Below are 18,188 nucleotides of genomic sequence, written 5' to 3'. Positions count from 1 at the left end.
AAAAAGCATCCACGTTAGCGGGGATGCTTTTTTTGTTTTTACACCAAAGTGTAAGAAAAATCATCCATATTCTTGCAATATTGACAAAACAGGAGCGTTAGGGGTCTATAAAACCAATAAAAATTAAAATAGAGGGGCATGAAAAAAAGTTTTTTAGCAGCCATATTGTTGATTACTGGTATGGGTGCCAGTGCACAATCTTATATCGGATTTTTAACCGATAACTATAGTGGCGTAAACAGTGTTATTGCGAACCCGGCCAATATTACCGATTCTCGGTTTAAAACAGATATCAACCTTGTGGGTGCGAGTACATTTTTTACGAACGATTATTTCTCGGCAGGATTTTCGGAACTAACGGGAAGTGATTTTGATTTTGATGCGGATGCGGAGTTATCGCCTTCCGATAATAATAATTTCGCGAACAATATAGATGTGTTAGGGCCTTCCTTTATGTTCAATTTGAGCCCCAAAAGTTCCATCGCATTTTTTTCAAGGGCCCGGCAGTTTGCCAGTGCAAATGAAATAAATGGGGAGACCGTGGATAATTTGGATGAAGGTATTGATGAGGATAGGGATTTTACCGTAAACGAAGGTGATTTCTTTGGTTCCGGAAGTGCTTGGGCAGAAGTTGGTTTGGCATATGCTAGGACCATCATGAATAAGGAACAGCATTATTTAAAGGGCGGACTTTCTTTAAAATACCTAAAAGGTTTGGGAAACGCCTATGCAACAGGAAGGGGCGTAACCGTAAATTATGATGCAGATGGCGCTACTTTGCCGGATGGCTCTACGAGCGGAACGTTACAATCAACGGGCGAATTGGATTACGGCCGCATTGCGGAATATGATGATGAGGATTATGATTATGAAGTGCCCGAGGAGGCTAGCGGTTTTGGTCTAGACCTTGGTTTTATTTATGAATGGAGACCGGATTATAATGATTACACCACCACTGGTCCTGACGGAGAAACCAAGGTCATGAAGGACAAAAACAAATACAAGCTTAAATTAGGTCTTTCCATAACGGATTTAGGCTCGGTCACCTATAAAAATGGTTTTATAGATAACTATGATATCACCAATTCAATAACACAAGAAGATTACGAAAGTATTGATGGTATTGATGAACTTAGAAATTTTTACACCTTTACGGCATCTAGGGCAGATATTAAAGCTTCATTGCCAACGGCGCTTCATTTTAATGCGGATTATAACATCAGCAATCATTTTTATGTAAACCTAAATACGGATTTATCACTTAAATCTCCCGGTGAGAACATTGTAAGAATAGCCAATGTAGTTTCGTTGACCCCGAGGTTCGAAAGCAAATGGTTCAGTTTTTATTTACCATTGAGTACCATTCAATATAGTGGTTTTCAGGTAGGTGCGGGATTACGTGCCGGGCCATTTTATCTTGGTTCAGGGTCTTTACTTACTTCATTGACGGAAGATAAGATACAAGGAAGTGATGTGTATGCGGGCGTTAAAATACCGGTATATCAAGGACAACCTAAAGATAAGGACGGTGACGGAATCATAAATAAGGAAGATGGCTGCCCAAAAGTGGCAGGACCGGCGGAGAACAATGGTTGCCCATGGGGAGATGCGGACAATGATACGGTACTGGATAATGAAGATAAATGTGTAAACGAAGCTGGCCCCGTTGAAAATGGAGGATGTCCTTGGCAAGATACGGATGGCGATGGCTTATTGGATAATGAGGATAATTGTATCACTGAAGCCGGACCTGTTGAAAACAACGGTTGCCCTTGGCCGGATTCGGATAACGACGGAATATTGGACAAGGATGACAAGTGTCCAGAAGAAATAGGTACGGTCGCAAATGATGGTTGTCCTGAGCCTGAAGTAACGGAAGAAGTGCAAAAATCATTGAACGAATATGCACGTACCATTTTGTTCAATTCAGGTAAATCTTCCATAAAGGACGAGTCTACCGCCGTATTGGTAGATATCCTCAAAATATTGAACGAATATCCCAATGCCAATTTTGTGATAGAAGGTCATACGGATAGTATTGGTTCTGTTCAGACCAACCAAAGACTATCGGAGTCTAGGGCGAAAGCCGTAATGGACTTTTTGGTAAAAAGTGGAATAGCTGCCAACAGATTGTCTGCGATAGGTTATGGAGAAAGCAAACCAATTGCGACCAATATGTACAAGGATGGTAGACAGAAAAATAGAAGAGTAGAAATAAACTTGGTAAAATAAGTAGCATTATCTAGGAAAAACAAAATGCCCCTTTAACGGGGCATTTTTAGTTTATAAAGTATTTTATATTGTTACTTTTTGAAAATGTATCGTGTTATAAAAATACCTTGTCCATCTTGTTGTCCGGCATCCGCCTCAACGGCACTGGTAACGAATATGAGTTCCCATCCATCGGCTAACATCTGGGTCAGTTTTGAAGAGATAACGGCATCATTGGCGGCAATATTCTGGAAACGGATTCCGGCAATATTGTAAAAGTTCAATAATTTGGTTTCCTCAAAGTTTTTGATGCGGATATCCCCTCGTTTGGATTTATTTCTAGTATTGTCCTCATCGGTCTGTTCGGAGGTGAATTCCTGAAAATCCTTTTCTTCTTGGGCATCAATGATTCTTGAACGCCCAATACCACTGGGAACAATAGATTCAACGCTGGTAATCACTTTTATTTGCTGCGCATTCGCATCAATTGATACAATTAAAAGTAAGCTTGTTATCAGTACTATTTTTTTCATAATATAAATTTTAGTATGTGTTGATTAAAGACAATTCGTTTTAGAAAGGGTTGCATGGATAAAGAAAGTAATTTCCATTGTTTCGACACATTTTAGTTACATTTTAATACTTGGTGTTTTTCATGGAATTAAGTTATGGCTATTTTCGATTTAGCGATATTAAAAATAGGTTTTTTGAAAAAGAACTAAAAAATAAGAAGAACTTTCAAAGGGACATCCGGCAGTATTTTGACAGATGCCATTGGAATTAATGAACATCAGATCACTGCAAGTTCATTCAAAAACCCTTAATTTGTAGCTATGATGAGCTGGAATCGATCAACATGTTAGGAACCGTCTATAAATCTACGGGAAGCTGGTACTCCGTTAAGAGTGAGGAAGGGGTTTTTTATGAATGCCGCATCAAGGGAAAATTCAGGATAGAAGGGATTAAAAGTACCAATCCGGTTGCTGTTGGGGATAAGGTTTTGTTCGAGATTGAAACAATCGGCGACGATACTATCGGTATAATCAATACGATTGTAGACCGTAAAAACTACATCATCAGAAAATCGGTCAATCTGTCCAAACAAACGCATATTATTGCCGCTAATCTAGATCAGGTTTTTTTGATGGTCACTTTGAACAATCCAAAAACATATCCTGTTTTTATAGATCGATTTCTCGTCACTGCAGAGGCGTATGATATTCCAGTGATTTTATTATTCAACAAGATTGATAGCTATACCGAAGAAGCACTGAACGAGGTGAAGTTTTTAGCGGCTCTCTACCGCAAAATAGGATATACTTGCATAGGAATATCCGCTAAGACCGGAAAGAATGTGGATAAGGTAATGGATTTGATGTTTGGTAAAACTTCTATGTTTTCCGGACATTCCGGAGTCGGCAAGTCTACCTTGATAAATGCAGTGGAGCCTGATTTGGACATAAAAACAGCGGAAATTTCCCAACAACACCTTCAAGGACAACATACCACTACTTTTGCGGAAATGTTCGATTTAAGTTTTGATGCTAGGATAATAGATACTCCGGGCATTAAGGGCTTTGGTATCGTAGACATGGAAAAAGAAGAAATTGGTGATTATTTTCCGGAGTTATTTGAATTGAAAAAAGACTGTAAATTCAACAACTGTATTCATTTGGATGAGCCCAAATGCGCGGTAAAAGAAGCGTTGGAAGAGGGAAAAATATCTTGGAGCAGGTATAAAAGCTACTTGCAAATGATTACCGGGGAAGAGGAGAGTTATAGAATTGATAATTACGGGGAAAAGTAATGCGGGCGGTATTGCAAAGAGTTTTGAAAGCCAATGTAACGATTGATGGTATTGTCAATGCAGCAATCGATAATGGAATATTGATCTTACTTGGAATAGTCAATGAGGACAATCAAGAAGATATAAAGTGGTTGTGTAGAAAAATAGCAAATCTTCGTATTTTCAATGATGCCGATGGTGTTATGAACAGATCTATTTTGGAGGTAAACGGGAAGGTAATCGTTGTAAGTCAATTTACATTACAGGCATCCACTAAAAAAGGCAATAGACCTTCCTATATCAAAGCGGCGAAGCCAGATGTAGCGGTTCCATTATATGAAATGTTCATTGCCGAGTTAGAGGATAAACTATCAAAAAAAGTAGGTACAGGTGTATTTGGCGCAGATATGCAAGTGGAATTGGTAAATGACGGTCCTGTTACAATAATCATCGATACTAAAAATAGAGAGTAATGAACATACAAAACGCTCAAGAAGCAGTAGACAATTGGATCAAAAAGCATGGAGTGCGTTATTTCAATGAACTCACTAATATGGCACAGCTCACGGAAGAAGTGGGCGAAGTGGCCCGTATAATAGCCAGAAGGTACGGGGAGCAAAGTGAAAAGGAATCCGATAAATCCAAGGATTTGGGGGAAGAGCTGGCCGATGTTTTGTTCGTAGTGTTATGTTTGGCCAATCAAACAGGAATAGATTTACAACAGGCTTTTGATAAAAAGTTAGATTTAAAAAGCAAGCGTGATCATGACCGTCACCACAATAATGAAAAGCTGAAATAATACTATCTTTGGGGCTATTTTTAAAAAGCAGATGCCTTGAAACTTCACTTGAACGGTCCATCCAATAATACGTTAAAAGCAGCTATAAAAATTACAGGTTCCAAGAGTGAATCCAATCGCTCTTTATTGCTTTCGGCATTATATCCTAATATATCTATCGCGAACCTTTCCAATTCTGATGATGCACAATTTATGGAAAGGGGTCTTACGGTTGAAAAAGGAACCGTAGATATTCATCATGCAGGGACGGCCATGCGTTTCCTAACGAGCTATTTTGCATGCCAGTCAAATAGAGAAGTGGTATTGACAGGTTCCCATAGAATGCAAGAAAGACCAATAAAAGTTTTGGTCGATGCATTAAAGAGTTTAGGAGCGGATATCACATATGAAAAAGAAGAAGGCTATCCGCCCTTAAAAATAAAAGGCGTTGCTATAAATAAAGAGAAAGTCAGTCTACCCGCAAATATTAGTAGCCAATATATTTCATCACTCTTATTGATAGCTCCAAGTCTCAAAAACGGACTGGAAGTGGAACTGGTCGGTCAAATTACATCTATTCCCTATATCAAAATGACTTTAGGGCTATTGGATGAAATTGGTGTCAAACATTCGTTTGAGGGGAATACTATCAAGATCAGTCCAAAGAATGATGTTTCAGAAACACTATTAACGGTTGAATCGGATTGGAGTTCCGCATCTTACTTTTATAGTATAGTTGCTTTTTCAGAAATTGGTTCGGAAGTTTCTCTTTCGGCCTATAAAAAGAATAGCTTGCAAGGGGATAGTGTGTTGGCTGAAATCTATACCGCTTTGGGCGTGGAGACTTCTTTTGAAAAAAATAACATTACGTTAAAAAAAATAGCAAAAGAATACCCAGAAATTTTAGAGGTAGATTTGGTCAATGCCCCTGATATTGCACAGACCATAGCGGTCACTTGTTTCGGTCTGGGAATAGGGTGCAATTTAGCAGGGTTGCACACACTCAAGATAAAAGAAACAGATCGGTTAGAGGCCTTGGACGTTGAATTAAAAAAACTTGGAGCCGACATTGAGGTGACGGATAAATCTTTGTCCTTACATGCTACTAGTAGTATTAAACCAGACATTGCCATAGATACCTACCATGATCATCGTATGGCCATGGCTTTTGCTCCTTTGGCATTCCGTACGAGTATCATCATCAATGACGCAGAAGTAGTTTCCAAGTCATACCCGGATTTTTGGGACGATATGAAAATACTGGGAATAAAGGTTGTTGAATTATAATTGCCCATTTACTTGACAACCCCCTATTAGGGATTGTATCTTTGCAGCCGCAATTTTGTGTTAAATTAACGCGGATTGCCATTAACGTTTAAAAGATATACCAAACATATGAAACTATCTCACTTTAATTTTGAGCTTCCAAAAGAATTATTGGCAGAACATCCTTCCGAAAATAGGGATGAGTCCAAATTAATGGTCATTCATAGGGAGACCGGAAAAATTGAACATAAGATGTTCAAAGATATGATCGATTATTTTGATGAGGGAGATGTTATGGTTTTGAATAACACCAAGGTTTTCCCCGCCAGGTTATATGGCAATAAAGAAAAAACCGGGGCTCGTATTGAAGTGTTCCTTTTACGCGAACTAAATGAGGAACAGAGGCTTTGGGATGTTTTGGTAGATCCCGCGCGTAAAATACGTATTGGCAACAAATTATATTTTGGGGATGACGAGACCTTGGTTGCCGAGGTTATTGATAATACCACGTCTAGAGGTAGAACACTTCGTTTTTTATACGATGGGGCGTATTTGGATTTCAGAAGAAAATTAAGGGAATTGGGTGAAACACCACTTCCAAAATATATAAAAAGAGACGTTGAGCCAGAAGATGAGCAGCGTTATCAAACCATTTATGCAAAACATGAAGGTGCCGTTGCCGCACCCACGGCAGGACTCCATTTTTCCAAACACCTTTTAAAACGTTTGGAGATAAAAGGGGTAGACTTTGCGGAACTAACGCTTCACGTTGGTTTGGGTACTTTTAATCCTGTTGAGGTCGAGGATTTGTCCAAGCATAAGATGGATAGTGAGGAATTGTATATAGACGAAAGAGCTACTGAAATAGTGAACAAGGCCCAAGCGCAGAAAAGACGTATTTGTGCGGTAGGTACAACGGTCATGAGAGGTTTGGAAAGTGCTGTTTCGTCCAATCATCAATTGAATACCTTTGAAGGATGGACCAATAAGTTCGTTTTTCCACCATATGATTTCAGTATAGCCAATGCGATGATCACTAATTTTCACCTGCCAAAATCAACATTGTTGATGATGGTGTCCGCATTTATGGGACATGATTTAATGAAAAAATCATATAAAGAAGCCATTTTGGAAGGTTACAGGTTTTATTCTTACGGTGATGCCATGTTGATTATTTAAATAAATTTATCCGCCCCTGCGGAAATTATTAAAATCCCGCTTTTTCAATATGACTGATAAAGCGGGATTTTATTTATGAAAGCTTATCCGATTAAAATGAAAGAAATCAAGAAGAAAGACATTCGGGCATTGACACGCGACCAACTTCGTGATTTTTTTGTTTCTAACGGAGATAAAGCTTTTAGGGGTAACCAAGTGTACGAATGGCTTTGGCAAAAAGGGGCACATTCTTTTGAGGGAATGACCAATCTTTCCAAACAGACCCGTGATATGCTACAAGACAATTTTGTAATCAACCACATTAAGGTTGATCAAATGCAGCGTAGTGCGGACGGGACCATTAAAAATGCGGTGCGGTTACATGATGATTTAATCGTGGAATCTGTCTTGATACCTACAAAAACACGTACAACGGCCTGTGTATCCAGTCAGGTTGGGTGTAGTTTGGACTGTAAATTTTGCGCTACTTCCAGATTAAAGCGTATGCGCAATTTAAATCCAGATGAAATTTACGATCAAGTGGTGGCCATAGATAATGAGAGTCGCTTGTATTTTGATAGACCTTTAAGCAATATTGTTTTTATGGGCATGGGCGAGCCGCTCATGAACTATAATAATGTGCTGAAAGCAATTGACAAAATAACCTCGCCAGAGGGTTTAGGCATGTCTCCAAAACGCATTACCGTTTCCACTTCCGGAGTGCCAAAAATGATAAGGAAAATGGCGGATGATGCGGTCAAATTCAAATTGGCAGTGTCCTTACATTCTGCTATTGATGCCATTAGAACTTCTATCATGCCCTTTAATGAAACCTTTCCATTGGCAGATTTAAGGGAAGCCTTGCAATACTGGTATCAAAAAACCAAAAGTCGTATTACCTATGAATATGTGGTTTGGGACGGAATCAATGATACACCTAAAGACGTAAAAGCATTGGTTGATTTTTGTAGGTTCGCACCATCCAAAGTCAATATTATAGAATATAATCCAATTGATGATGGTGAATTTCAACAAGCCTCGAACAAAGCGATAGAAATATACCAAAAAACCCTTGAGGCACATAACATAACCGTAACCGTAAGACGTTCTAGGGGAAAGGATATTGATGCCGCTTGTGGCCAATTGGCGAACAAGGCCTGATCAACTTTCATTTCTGGGTTCGTTTTAACCTTTAAACAAGTTACAACAGAAACTTTAAACGACTTTATTTGATTAATTTTGTTGGTTTAAGCCAGACCATCTGAAAATAGTAGCGCAAATAAAGGAACCTGTAAATCAGGAAATGGAGCTCTTCGAGTCCAAATTTCGGGATTCCATGTCGTCAAAAGTGGCGCTCCTTAATAGAATTACCCACTACATCGTCAATAGAAAAGGGAAACAGATGCGACCCATGTTCGTTTTTCTGACGGCCAAACTCCTGAATAATGGAGAAGTAAACGAACGTACCTATCGTGGGGCCTCGGTCATTGAATTGATACATACCGCAACGTTGGTACATGATGATGTGGTAGATGAGAGTTATAAGCGTAGAGGCTTCTTTTCCATAAATGCCCTTTGGAAGAATAAAATAGCGGTATTGGTAGGGGACTATTTACTGTCCAAAGGACTTTTGTTATCCATAGATAATGGCGATTTTGATTTGTTACGGATTATTTCGGTAGCGGTTCGTGAAATGAGCGAAGGCGAGTTGTTACAGATTGAAAAGGCCCGCAGACTGGATATTACGGAAGAGGTCTATTACGATATCATCCGTCAGAAAACGGCAACTTTGATCGCTGCTTGTTGTGGTCTGGGAGCGTGTTCGGTAAAGCCTGAAAGTGAAGATGTGGAAACGTTCAGAAAGTTTGGCGAGCTTTGCGGAATGGCGTTTCAAATTAAGGACGACCTTTTTGATTATGGTAATGAAAGTATTGGAAAACCTACCGGGATAGATATTAAGGAACAGAAAATGACCTTACCTCTTATTTACGCTTTGAACCATTGCTCTAAAAAAGAGAAAAGTTGGGTTATTAATTCCGTTAAAAACCACAACAAGGATAAAAAAAGAGTCAAAGCGGTAATAGCCTTCGTAAAGGAAAAGGGCGGACTGGATTATGCCGTGAAAAAAATGCTTGCTTTTAAGGATGAAGCATTGGAAATTTTGAGTTCCTACCCAGAATCCGATTACAGAAGTGCCTTGGAGTTGATGGTGAACTACGTTGTAGAACGTAAAAAATAGACTGTACATATTATTGATTTTCATTAGATTATGAAAATCGATATAAAATATTTTTTCTTCAGGCAACTTTTATGGAAACCAAATCGTCTATCTAAATAGAAGACAGAAATACAGTTTTGAAAATTATACCTTTTTACAAAAACGAAAGCCAGCTGATCAGAAAAGCATCCAACGGAAATAGGGATGCCCAGCAGCGTATATATTCAAAATATGCTCCTAAAATGTTGGGTGTTTGCCGGCAATATATTAAGGACATTCACTTTGCCGAAGATGTCATGGTACAAGGATTTTTAAAGGTTTTTACACATTTGGGTTCTTTTAAGTTCAAAGGTAGTTTTGAAGGTTGGGTAAGAAGGATAATGATTCGGGAAAGTATTTCGTATTTAAGGAAACAGCAGTTTGTGGTCTATGATGATGAAATCTATGAAAAGAACCAGTACGGGGATTTAGATCAAACTACGGATATGGACACGGAGCACATACAGCAGTTGATAGACGGTCTGCCGCAAGGATATAAAATGGTATTTGTATTGTACACGGTAGAAGGATACAAACATTATGAAATTGCTGAGATGCTTTCTATTTCTGAAAGTACTTCTAAAAGTCAGCTCTTCAAAGCACGAAAAGTGCTTCAAGAGCAATTAAAAAAACAAAATATTATAGGTTATGGAACCCGATAAATTTGAAAAGCATATAAAGGAAAAGCTACGGGAGCGCGAGATAAAACCTTCTGCAGCAGCGTGGGACAAGATTTCGGAAGAATTGACTACTGCGCCAAAGACCAAATCTCCGAACAGATTTTGGTATGCCGTTGCGGCCAGTGTAATCGTTTTGATCAGTGTTTCACTTTTTTACTTCAGTGGAAATGATGCTAAAACAACAGAAGAAATTAAAATGGTAAATACACCGGAACAAGCCTTGCCAAAAGAGAGACAAGGAGATGTTGGGACGGTTATCAAGAATGCCACAGAAATTGTTGTAACAGACACTGAACAGGACATTGATAAAACTGTTTTAGAGGATGAGGTTATAGCTGAAGGTCAATCAAGAACAAACGAGGTAAAGGATGTGAAAAAGGAGTATATAGAGGAGGGAGAGATTGTAAATAAAGAAGCGCTGGCCATGGAAGAAACAAAAGAACCCATTATAGTACCTGAGGCCGTTCTCCATATAAAAATTGCGGAGGTAGTAGCACAGGTAAATCATTTGGAGCGTTCGGAAAAGGTCACGGATGCCGAGGTAGATTCTTTGCTTTATGCCGCAAGAACATCAATTTTAAAAGAGAAACTTTTTAATACCGATAATAGTGTAAACGCTTTGGCTTTATTAAATGAGGTTGAAGGAGAACTTGATCAATCCTTCCGAGACCAAATTTTTGAATCCTTAAAGGCCGGTTTTTTAAAGGTTAGGACTGCTGTCGCGGACCGTAACAATTAACCAAAATTATTTAAGAACATTCTAAATATTTCATCGATTTATCGGTGGAACAGGGAGGAGTTTATTCATCAATCAATAGTAAAAATCAAAAATTATGAGAATTATTACCATGTATGTAGTGGGTTTGTTAGTTGTATTGGCAATACAGACCGGTCATGCCCAAAAGAAGGAAAGGAACAAAACGAAAATCGAGGTTTTGCAAGATGCCAAGGAAAAAGTAACAGTGCAGGAGAAAGAGGCACTTAAAGTAGAAGTAGAGGGAATCAATGAAAGGCTGGAAGAAGGACAAATAACAGCGGAAGAAGCACAGACCCTTAAAGAGGCCGCAGCAAAAAAAAGAGCCTTAAACATTGAAAACAGGCTGGCCATTTTGGACAATGAAATTGAACTTTTGAAGAGAAACGGTAATGGTGTGTTGGTGCTAACGGAGTCGGATACGACCAACAGCCTTGGTTTCAGTATAGATATCAATGGGAAACCGGCCATTTTTATCAAGGATAATTGGAAACGGGATGTGCGGTACGATCGTAGAACCTATTCGGATTTTGTATTGGCGGTAGGTTTGAACAATGCAATTATCGATGGCCAATCTTTGGAAGACTCGCCTTATAGAATAGGCGGAAGTCGGTTTTTTGAAATGGGCTGGCAATGGCGAACTAGGGTGTTCAAAAATTCTAATTTCTTGAGGTTTAACTATGGGTTTTCGTTTCAGTTCAATGGATTGAAACCAAAAGGCAATCAATATTTTGTGTTGGCCGAAAATGGACAAACGGAACTTGAGGAATTTGATTTTGACCTCAGGAAATCAAAGTTAAGAATGGATAACCTGGTATTTCCACTTCATTTTGAGTTTGGCCCCTCTAACGTGACTAAAACGGATGAAAGAATACGGTATTCCCTTAGAAACAAGTTTAGAGTAGGATTGGGAGGATATGCTGGATTTAATTTGGGTACACGCCAAAAATTAAAATATGATAGGGACGGGGAACGCGTAAAGGATAAGTTAAAGAGAGGGTACAACACCAGTAATTTTGTGTATGGATTAAGTGCCTATGCCGGTTTTGATGGTGTTCTGCTATACATGAAATATGATTTAAATCCTATTTTCAAAGACGCTCTTATAGAACAACGAAATATTTCTTTGGGCTTGAGATTTGATTTGTAGTTAAAGTGTTTTATTTGAGTTGGTCGGGCATATATTTTCAGATATATGCCTTTCTTTTATTAGGGAAGTTCTTTGCGCATAGCTTCCGTGAATTCATTTTCATAATAAACTCGTTTGCAATGACTGCATTCTGCAATGGTATCGGTGGTTATTTTGAAAAGCTTTATCCAGAACAAATGAAAATAGCTGCTGGTTTTTGAAACTTGTAAAGTGCCTATTTGGTTGCAATAAGGGCATGCGGTATCGGGCAATTGGGTGATTACCGTTTTTCCGGGCCGCGTTCCAAAAAAGAGAATCATTTTTAGTATTACTTTTGAGTTCGTAATTTACAGAATTAAAATTTCTCTCCTTTTGAGGGATTTAGGGAATGATTTCAAAAACCACCATAGATCAAGTATATGAAACTGCTCGTTTAGAGGAGGTTATCGGTGATTTTGTACAATTGAAAAAATCCGGTTCCAATTTTAAGGGACTCAGCCCCTTTAGTGATGAGCGAACACCGAGTTTTATGGTGTCGCCCGTAAAGCAGATATGGAAGGATTTTAGTAGCGGAAAAGGGGGTAATGTGGTGGCTTTTCTAATGGAACATGAGCATTTCACCTATCCGGAAGCTATAAAATATCTTGCCAAAAAGTATAATATTGAAATTGAGGAAACAGAGAAGACCAACGAGCAAAAGGAGCAGGCCAACGAACGCGAAAGCATGTACTTGGTTTCAGAGTATGCCCAAAAGTATTTTGGGGATATTCTTTGGGAATCTGAATTGGGCAAAGCTATAGGACTCAGTTATTTTAAAGAGCGAGGCTTTACCGAGCAAACTATCAAAAAATTCAAATTAGGATACTGTTTGGACCAGTGGGACGGTTTTACTACAGCTGCTTTAGATAGTGGCTATCAGTTGGATTATTTGGAAAAAACGGGACTTACTATTGTAAAGGAGGATACATCCAATCCGAATAATACAAGAAAATTTGATCGTTTTAAAGGCAGGGTCATGTTTCCTATTCATTCTTTGAGCGGACGTGTTTTAGGATTTGGTGGGCGCATATTGACCAATGATAAAAAAGCTGCCAAATACCTTAATTCCCCCGAAAGTGAAATCTATCATAAAAGCAAGGTACTTTACGGCATTTATTACGCCAAGCAATCCATTGCGAAGGAAGATAACTGCTATTTGGTGGAAGGTTATACAGATGTGATTCAATTTCATCAAAGGGGAATCCATAATGTTGTTTCCTCCAGTGGCACGGCATTGACTCCCGAGCAGATTCGTTTGATCAATAGACTTACCAAAAATATCACGGTGCTGTTTGATGGTGATGCTGCAGGTTTAAGGGCTTCGCTTCGTGGTATCGATTTGATCTTGGAACAGGGAATGAACGTGAAGATATGCACATTTCCAGAAGGGGAAGATCCGGATAGTTTTTCCAAAAACAACGAGCTGGAAGATGTGGTTTCCTATTTAGAAAAAAATGCCAAGGATTTCATTCAGTTTAAAGCGTCCTTATTGGTTGAGGAAGCTGCCAATGACCCCATTAAACGTGCCGAAACGGTTAGGGACATCGTAAATAGCATTGCAAAAATTCCCGATCGTATCAAAAAAGAAATATACATACAGGAATGTGCACAGATCATGAACATTTCTGAAGCGGTTCTTTTTAATACTTTGGCCCAAATAGGAAAAAAGGATGTTGCCGATGCTAAAAAACAACTCAAACAAGAGCATAAAGCTTTTGATGTAGTCAAGAATGAAACCGTTCCGGAAAAGGTAGATGTTCAATATGAATTGGAGCGAAAAATCATCGAGATACTATTGTTATATGGTACTCGAAAAGAAGAATTTGAAGATTTGGTACTGAAGGAAAGTGAAGAGGGCGATTTAATTTTAGAACCTGAATCCTTAGAAATAAAAGTGTATGAAAAGATATTTTTGGATTTGCAGGAAGATGAAATTGAACTGGCGCAACCTAAGTTCAAGGATATTTACTATAAGCTGATAGAAGCTTTAAACAACGGCACAGAGAACTTTACCGTGAATAGTTTTATGACGGAACTGGAGCAGGAAATGGTCAATGAAATCTCTTCTATACTTATGGAAGAAGAACGTCATGTACTGCACAATTGGGAGAGCAAGGATATTTATCCGAAAGCAAAGGAAAATACGATTTCGCAATTGGTAAGTGAAACCATTCTGACGTTACGCTGCTTTTTGATTAAAAAGCGAATGGAGTCCTTACAAAATCAAACACAGGAAATCCATAAGGACCATAAAGAAACCTTGGAAGAAATTATGAACTATATTCAGTTGAACAAACTACTGAATCAGAAATTGAACAGAGTACTTTCTTGAAACAAAAAAGACCTGCGAGCGCAGGTCTTTTATTTATGTTACAATTTGAGCTTAATAAAGTTCTAAAGCTTTGGCCTGCTGCAGTAAATCTACCATATTGTCCACATTCAATTTCTTCATTAAACGTGCCTTATAGGTACTAACTGTTTTTTCGTTAAGGTTTAACCCTTGTGCCACTTCTTTGTTCCTTTTGCCACTGGCCAAAAGTTTGAGCACTTCTACCTCTCTGGTAGACAACTTTCTGAAAAATCTTCTCGGCTTTTTGGTACCTTCATCAAAAGCTAGGCGTTGTGCCAGTTCATTGGTAATGAACATACTGCCTTCGCTAACTTTTTGTACAGCGGTAATGATGTAATCAATATCGGAGGATTTGGAAAGATATCCAAATGCACCTGCCCTAATGGCACTCAATGCATATACATCTTCGGATTGTCCGCTATACATCAAGACTTTTACGTCGGGATATTCTTTTTTGATTTTTCGCAGTGCCGCTATACCGTTCATTTCAGGAATGTCCATCTCCAGCATAACTACATCAGGAGTAACTTTTTCAAGTTTTTCAAAAAGTGCTTCGGTTGTGGCAACGTCTTCCACTAATTCAAAACCGGACGCAGATTCTAAAACTTTTCTAACGCCCATTCTTATAATAGGGTGGTGGTCCGCAATTAAGACTTTAATCATTATGTTCGTTTTTCTAGATTCAATTAGTAAGTCAATTTGTCAATAAAGACTTACATGCAAAGTAAGTTTAAATAATCTAATTTAGAAGTCAAAGGTGTGTTATTTTCTTAAATAAGCGTGAATTTAACACGAAATATTCGATTTATCTACTTGATTGTTAGTTGAGTGGTTTATTTTAACATTTCTGGAATCTCGCAGACGGGTATAGGGAGCATTTTGTGTTGATTCATCGTATTAAAGCGCTTGAATATCGAGAACACCTCTTGTTCCCTACCTTCAAAGTCATTAATCGTTTTACCTTCGTCCTGCATTTTCATGGCCCATTCCAGTTCGGGATAAGATGCTCCTATTTGATCTTCATCGGTACGATCATCTCCCCAAAGTCCATCTGTTGGGGCTGCCCTTAAAATTTCATCATTCACGCCCAAAGCCTTTCCTATGGCATATACTTCTGTTTTCAGAAGGTCGGCTATAGGGCTTAGGTCTACACCACCGTCCCCGTACTTGGTATAAAAACCTACACCAAAATCCTCAACTTTATTACCGGTACCTGCAACTAGGTAGCGCTTAAGTGCCGCAAAATAATACAGGCTGGTCATTCTCAGGCGAGCCCGGGTATTGGCCAAGGACATAAAACGTTCTTCCTCATTCGCTACGTTTGGGAATGCTGCAACCAGGCTATCGAATACTGGAGTAAGGTTTACCTGTTGTCTTTTAACGTTTGGAAAATTGGATTGTAACCAATCTATATGCCTGGATGCCCTGTTTACCTGATTGGTCGCTTGGTGAATGGGCATTTCCAAGCAAAGTAGATCCAATCCTGTTTTTGCACAAAGCGTAGAGGTGACCGCAGAATCAATACCACCTGAAACGCCGATTACAAAACCGTTTTGTTTTGCATGGGTAGCATAATCCTTCAGCCAATTTACAATATGGTCTATTACTTTATCCGTTTGCATACCACTATTAATATTTTTAAATCGATTAACTTTGCCTTAAAAATAACTTGTCCCTACCTAAAAAGAAAATGTAATTGGAAATACTTGGTATGAGAAAATCCATTTTTATCGTATTGTCAATTTTACTGGTTTTTTTTGCCTGTAATCAAACCGATAAAGTAGCTGCCGAAGTAGAAAAAATACCTTTGGAACTCAAGATATCAAGATTTGATAGGGATTTTGCAAAAGCAACTCCTGAAAATCTACCACAATTACGAAAAACTTATCCCTATTTATTTCCGGCACCGGATAGTGTCTGGATACAAAAGATGCAGGACTCTCTTCAGATAGAATTGTTTCAGGAAGTCGGGAAGATTTTTAATAGTTTTGAAGGTGAGGCCGAGGATTTAAAGCTGTTCTTTAAATATGCGAAGTATTATTTTCCCGAAATCGCTACTCCCAAAATTATAACCGTTACGAATGATGTTGACTACAATAACCGTATTATTTTGGCAGATACTTTATTGCTTATCGGTCTGGATAATTATCTTGGACCGCAACATAAGTACTATGGAGGCTTTCAACGGTACATTGCAAAAAGTTTGGACCGTAGTTATTTGGTGAGCGATGTGGCAAGTGCCTTTGCAAAAAGAGTTGTTCCCCGCCCTAATGAAAGGACTTTCTTAGCGCGAATGCTCTATTTTGGTAAAGAACTATACTTGAAGGACAAGTTAATGCCCTATGCGGGAGATAGTATTAAAATTGGGTATTCTAACAAAGAGATGGATTGGGCCGTGGCCAATGAAGAGCCCATATGGCGAAATTTTATAGAACAAGAACACTTGTACAGTACGGACAATGCCTTAAACCAACGTTTTTTGGAACCGTCACCCTTTTCCAAATTTGGGCTGGAACTGGACAATGAATCTCCTGGCAGATTGGGACGTTACATAGGTTGGCAAATTGTAAGGGCGTTCATGGATAAAAATGATGTACCCCTAAAACAAATGCTAAAGATGCCGGCGGATGAAATCTTTAAAAAGTCAAATTACAAACCAAGAAGCTAAATGGCAGATTTACACACATCGGAAATTACATTGAAAGTAGGTCTTGATGAAAATCGTGTTCCCGAAAAACTAACATGGTCCGCCCAAGACGGAGGTATAGAGAATGAAGCGGCAAAAGCTATGTTGCTATCGGTTTGGGACAGTAAGAATCAAGAATCCTTGAAAATTGATTTATGGACGAAAGATATGCCCGTAGATGAGATGAAAATCTTCTTTCATCAAACCTTGGTATCATTATCGGAAACATTTATGAAAGCCACTCAGGACGAAAAAATGACCGCCACCATGAAAGATTTTTGTGACTATTTTGCCGAGAAGCTTGAATTAAATGGCTAAACGTTACTTCTTGGCAGCCAATAAGTAAAGTACCACGCCCGGACCGGATTTTATTCTGCCCACTTCCCATTCAAAATTTTCTTTGCGTTGCAGTTGATCAATAAGACCGTTCATTTCTTTTATGGAATAGGTCCTAAAACAAGATACAATGCCATCCCAAAGAACAAAGAGCGGTACGATAGGAATTATATAGGTAAAGAGTAAGCGACCCCACTTAAAAGGTTTAATGAACGGGGTAGTGAAAAGAACGCTCAATGGAGAAAAAATCATGGCTAAAACACTCGGAATACTTCTTTCCTGGGCTTCAAAAATCCCGATAGAACTTTCTGAATCAACCGCATTTTGAAGAATCAAAAGTGCATCCTTTGGCCTAAAATGATGTAGGGAAAGAAATTGTGTCCGTAACCCTTTTAGATTTTCTGGAACATCTCTGGCATCTACAGCATCAGAAATATACTCAAAATTGTCTGCTAAAGCAGCAGTTGTTTTAAATGCAGGAATGTTCGGGTAGTAATCTGTCAATACAATCTTAATATCAGGATTGGTTTTCTTCAACTCTTCGTTTAGCCATAACCAACCGCCACCGCCACCCGAACCCAAATCTATAATCGTGTTGGTGTTGCTTTTTTCTAGACCTTTTTGAAGAATGGGAACTGCAGGTTTATATATTTTGACCTTGTTGGACAGAAATTGCAAAAAATCCGTACCATAGTTTCTTAGAAAATCAGGAAACCATTTTTGGTCTTCAAATTCAAATAAATGAACACGCCCCATAA

At 38.7% G+C, this 18,188-nt stretch carries 19 protein-coding genes; 14 read left to right on the top strand and 5 right to left on the bottom strand.

What is annotated here, in order from left to right; translation table 11 throughout:
• Nucleotides 1-138 precede the first annotated feature (138 nt).
• Nucleotides 139-2,232: a DUF5723 family protein gene (locus ACKWBX_RS17770; protein ID WP_413970066.1), complete on the top strand. Its 2,094-nt coding sequence runs from the start codon at nt 139-141 to the stop codon at nt 2,230-2,232.
• 71 nt (nt 2,233-2,303) lie between these two features.
• On the opposite strand, the gene ACKWBX_RS17765 is transcribed toward ACKWBX_RS17770, so the two are convergent.
• Nucleotides 2,304-2,744, bottom strand: a complete 441-nt coding sequence (locus ACKWBX_RS17765; RefSeq protein WP_413970065.1) for a hypothetical protein — start codon at nt 2,742-2,744, stop codon at nt 2,304-2,306.
• Between the two features lie 323 nt (nt 2,745-3,067).
• Here ACKWBX_RS17765 and rsgA point away from each other — a divergent pair, with 323 nt between their 5' ends.
• The 10 genes from rsgA (at nt 3,068) to ACKWBX_RS17715 (ending at nt 12,040) form a co-directional block, all read left to right on the top strand.
• Nucleotides 3,068-4,018: a ribosome small subunit-dependent GTPase A gene (gene rsgA, locus ACKWBX_RS17760; RefSeq protein ID WP_413970064.1), complete on the top strand. Its 951-nt coding sequence runs from the start codon at nt 3,068-3,070 to the stop codon at nt 4,016-4,018.
• Nucleotides 4,018-4,470 (top strand): D-aminoacyl-tRNA deacylase, encoded by a 453-nt coding sequence (gene dtd / locus ACKWBX_RS17755; RefSeq protein WP_413970063.1) that lies wholly within the window; start codon nt 4,018-4,020, stop codon nt 4,468-4,470. Before rsgA ends, dtd begins: the two co-directional genes overlap by 1 nt.
• Nucleotides 4,470-4,796, top strand: a complete 327-nt coding sequence (locus ACKWBX_RS17750; protein WP_413970062.1) for a nucleotide pyrophosphohydrolase — start codon at nt 4,470-4,472, stop codon at nt 4,794-4,796. Before dtd ends, ACKWBX_RS17750 begins: the two co-directional genes overlap by 1 nt.
• A gap of 36 nt (nt 4,797-4,832) precedes the next feature.
• Entirely contained in the window at nt 4,833-6,062 is a 1,230-nt protein-coding gene (locus ACKWBX_RS17745) for a 3-phosphoshikimate 1-carboxyvinyltransferase (RefSeq protein WP_413970061.1), read from the top strand.
• A gap of 108 nt (nt 6,063-6,170) precedes the next feature.
• Complete coding sequence (queA, locus tag ACKWBX_RS17740) at nt 6,171-7,220, top strand: tRNA preQ1(34) S-adenosylmethionine ribosyltransferase-isomerase QueA (protein ID WP_413970060.1); 1,050 nt, start codon at nt 6,171-6,173, stop codon at nt 7,218-7,220.
• A gap of 96 nt (nt 7,221-7,316) precedes the next feature.
• Complete coding sequence (gene rlmN, locus ACKWBX_RS17735; RefSeq protein ID WP_413970059.1) at nt 7,317-8,360, top strand: dual-specificity RNA methyltransferase RlmN; 1,044 nt, start codon at nt 7,317-7,319, stop codon at nt 8,358-8,360.
• A gap of 100 nt (nt 8,361-8,460) precedes the next feature.
• Complete coding sequence (locus tag ACKWBX_RS17730) at nt 8,461-9,438, top strand: polyprenyl synthetase family protein (protein WP_413970187.1); 978 nt, start codon at nt 8,461-8,463, stop codon at nt 9,436-9,438.
• 116 nt (nt 9,439-9,554) lie between these two features.
• Nucleotides 9,555-10,118: an RNA polymerase sigma factor gene (locus tag ACKWBX_RS17725; protein WP_413970058.1), complete on the top strand. Its 564-nt coding sequence runs from the start codon at nt 9,555-9,557 to the stop codon at nt 10,116-10,118.
• A complete protein-coding gene (locus tag ACKWBX_RS17720) occupies nt 10,105-10,875 on the top strand; it encodes a hypothetical protein (protein ID WP_413970057.1) in 771 nt (256 codons plus the stop codon). The genes ACKWBX_RS17725 and ACKWBX_RS17720 overlap by 14 nt, the downstream gene beginning before the upstream one ends.
• A gap of 94 nt (nt 10,876-10,969) precedes the next feature.
• On the top strand, nt 10,970-12,040 hold the full coding sequence (locus tag ACKWBX_RS17715; RefSeq protein ID WP_413970056.1) for a hypothetical protein: 1,071 nt from the start codon (nt 10,970-10,972) through the stop codon (nt 12,038-12,040).
• A gap of 59 nt (nt 12,041-12,099) precedes the next feature.
• Here ACKWBX_RS17715 and ACKWBX_RS17710 read toward each other — a convergent pair whose 3' ends face one another.
• A complete protein-coding gene (locus tag ACKWBX_RS17710; RefSeq protein WP_413970055.1) occupies nt 12,100-12,339 on the bottom strand; it encodes a zinc-ribbon domain-containing protein in 240 nt (79 codons plus the stop codon).
• Nucleotides 12,340-12,407: 68 nt separating this feature from the next.
• On the opposite strand from ACKWBX_RS17710, the gene dnaG reads away from it, so the two are divergent.
• Entirely contained in the window at nt 12,408-14,390 is a 1,983-nt protein-coding gene (gene dnaG, locus ACKWBX_RS17705; RefSeq protein WP_413970054.1) for a DNA primase, read from the top strand.
• A 51-nt stretch (nt 14,391-14,441) separates the two neighbouring features.
• Here the strand turns inward: dnaG and ACKWBX_RS17700 are convergent, their stop codons facing one another.
• Nucleotides 14,442-15,071 carry a response regulator gene (locus tag ACKWBX_RS17700; protein WP_413970053.1) on the bottom strand — a complete coding sequence of 210 codons (630 nt, stop codon included), beginning with the start codon at nt 15,069-15,071 and terminating at the stop codon, nt 14,442-14,444.
• A gap of 170 nt (nt 15,072-15,241) precedes the next feature.
• Nucleotides 15,242-16,030, bottom strand: coding sequence for an NAD(+) synthase (gene nadE, locus ACKWBX_RS17695; protein WP_413970052.1), 789 nt, complete (start codon nt 16,028-16,030; stop codon nt 15,242-15,244).
• 89 nt (nt 16,031-16,119) lie between these two features.
• Between nadE and gldB the strand changes: the two genes are divergently transcribed.
• Together gldB and gldC are read left to right on the top strand one after the other, a co-directional pair.
• Nucleotides 16,120-17,076 carry a gliding motility lipoprotein GldB gene (gene gldB / locus ACKWBX_RS17690; protein ID WP_413970051.1) on the top strand — a complete coding sequence of 319 codons (957 nt, stop codon included), beginning with the start codon at nt 16,120-16,122 and terminating at the stop codon, nt 17,074-17,076.
• Nucleotides 17,077-17,412, top strand: coding sequence for a gliding motility protein GldC (gene gldC / locus ACKWBX_RS17685; protein WP_413970050.1), 336 nt, complete (start codon nt 17,077-17,079; stop codon nt 17,410-17,412).
• Nucleotides 17,413-17,415: 3 nt separating this feature from the next.
• Here gldC and ACKWBX_RS17680 read toward each other — a convergent pair whose 3' ends face one another.
• Nucleotides 17,416-18,186: a hypothetical protein gene (locus ACKWBX_RS17680; RefSeq protein ID WP_413970049.1), complete on the bottom strand. Its 771-nt coding sequence runs from the start codon at nt 18,184-18,186 to the stop codon at nt 17,416-17,418.
• Nucleotides 18,187-18,188 lie beyond the last annotated feature (2 nt).

The sequence above is a fragment of the Maribacter algae genome (assembly GCF_047345745.1).
Taxonomy (GTDB): domain Bacteria; phylum Bacteroidota; class Bacteroidia; order Flavobacteriales; family Flavobacteriaceae; genus Maribacter.
The sequence above is the reverse complement of the archived record's forward strand: the minus strand, read 5'-3'. Positions and strand labels throughout refer to the sequence as shown.

Coding starts and splice junctions, on each gene's coding strand:
- dnaG (WP_413970054.1), top strand. CDS start 12,408: ATGATTTCAAAAACCACCATAGATCAAGTATATGAAACTGCTCGTTTA.
- rsgA (WP_413970064.1), top strand. CDS start 3,068: ATGTTAGGAACCGTCTATAAATCTACGGGAAGCTGGTACTCCGTTAAG.
- gldC (WP_413970050.1), top strand. CDS start 17,077: ATGGCAGATTTACACACATCGGAAATTACATTGAAAGTAGGTCTTGAT.
- rlmN (WP_413970059.1), top strand. CDS start 7,317: ATGAAAGAAATCAAGAAGAAAGACATTCGGGCATTGACACGCGACCAA.
- nadE (WP_413970052.1), bottom strand. CDS start 16,030: ATGCAAACGGATAAAGTAATAGACCATATTGTAAATTGGCTGAAGGAT.
- ACKWBX_RS17715 (WP_413970056.1), top strand. CDS start 10,970: ATGAGAATTATTACCATGTATGTAGTGGGTTTGTTAGTTGTATTGGCA.
- ACKWBX_RS17770 (WP_413970066.1), top strand. CDS start 139: ATGAAAAAAAGTTTTTTAGCAGCCATATTGTTGATTACTGGTATGGGT.
- ACKWBX_RS17765 (WP_413970065.1), bottom strand. CDS start 2,744: ATGAAAAAAATAGTACTGATAACAAGCTTACTTTTAATTGTATCAATT.
- ACKWBX_RS17710 (WP_413970055.1), bottom strand. CDS start 12,339: ATGATTCTCTTTTTTGGAACGCGGCCCGGAAAAACGGTAATCACCCAA.
- queA (WP_413970060.1), top strand. CDS start 6,171: ATGAAACTATCTCACTTTAATTTTGAGCTTCCAAAAGAATTATTGGCA.
- ACKWBX_RS17700 (WP_413970053.1), bottom strand. CDS start 15,071: ATGATTAAAGTCTTAATTGCGGACCACCACCCTATTATAAGAATGGGC.
- ACKWBX_RS17720 (WP_413970057.1), top strand. CDS start 10,105: ATGGAACCCGATAAATTTGAAAAGCATATAAAGGAAAAGCTACGGGAG.
- ACKWBX_RS17750 (WP_413970062.1), top strand. CDS start 4,470: ATGAACATACAAAACGCTCAAGAAGCAGTAGACAATTGGATCAAAAAG.
- dtd (WP_413970063.1), top strand. CDS start 4,018: ATGCGGGCGGTATTGCAAAGAGTTTTGAAAGCCAATGTAACGATTGAT.
- gldB (WP_413970051.1), top strand. CDS start 16,120: ATGAGAAAATCCATTTTTATCGTATTGTCAATTTTACTGGTTTTTTTT.
- ACKWBX_RS17680 (WP_413970049.1), bottom strand. CDS start 18,186: ATGGGGCGTGTTCATTTATTTGAATTTGAAGACCAAAAATGGTTTCCT.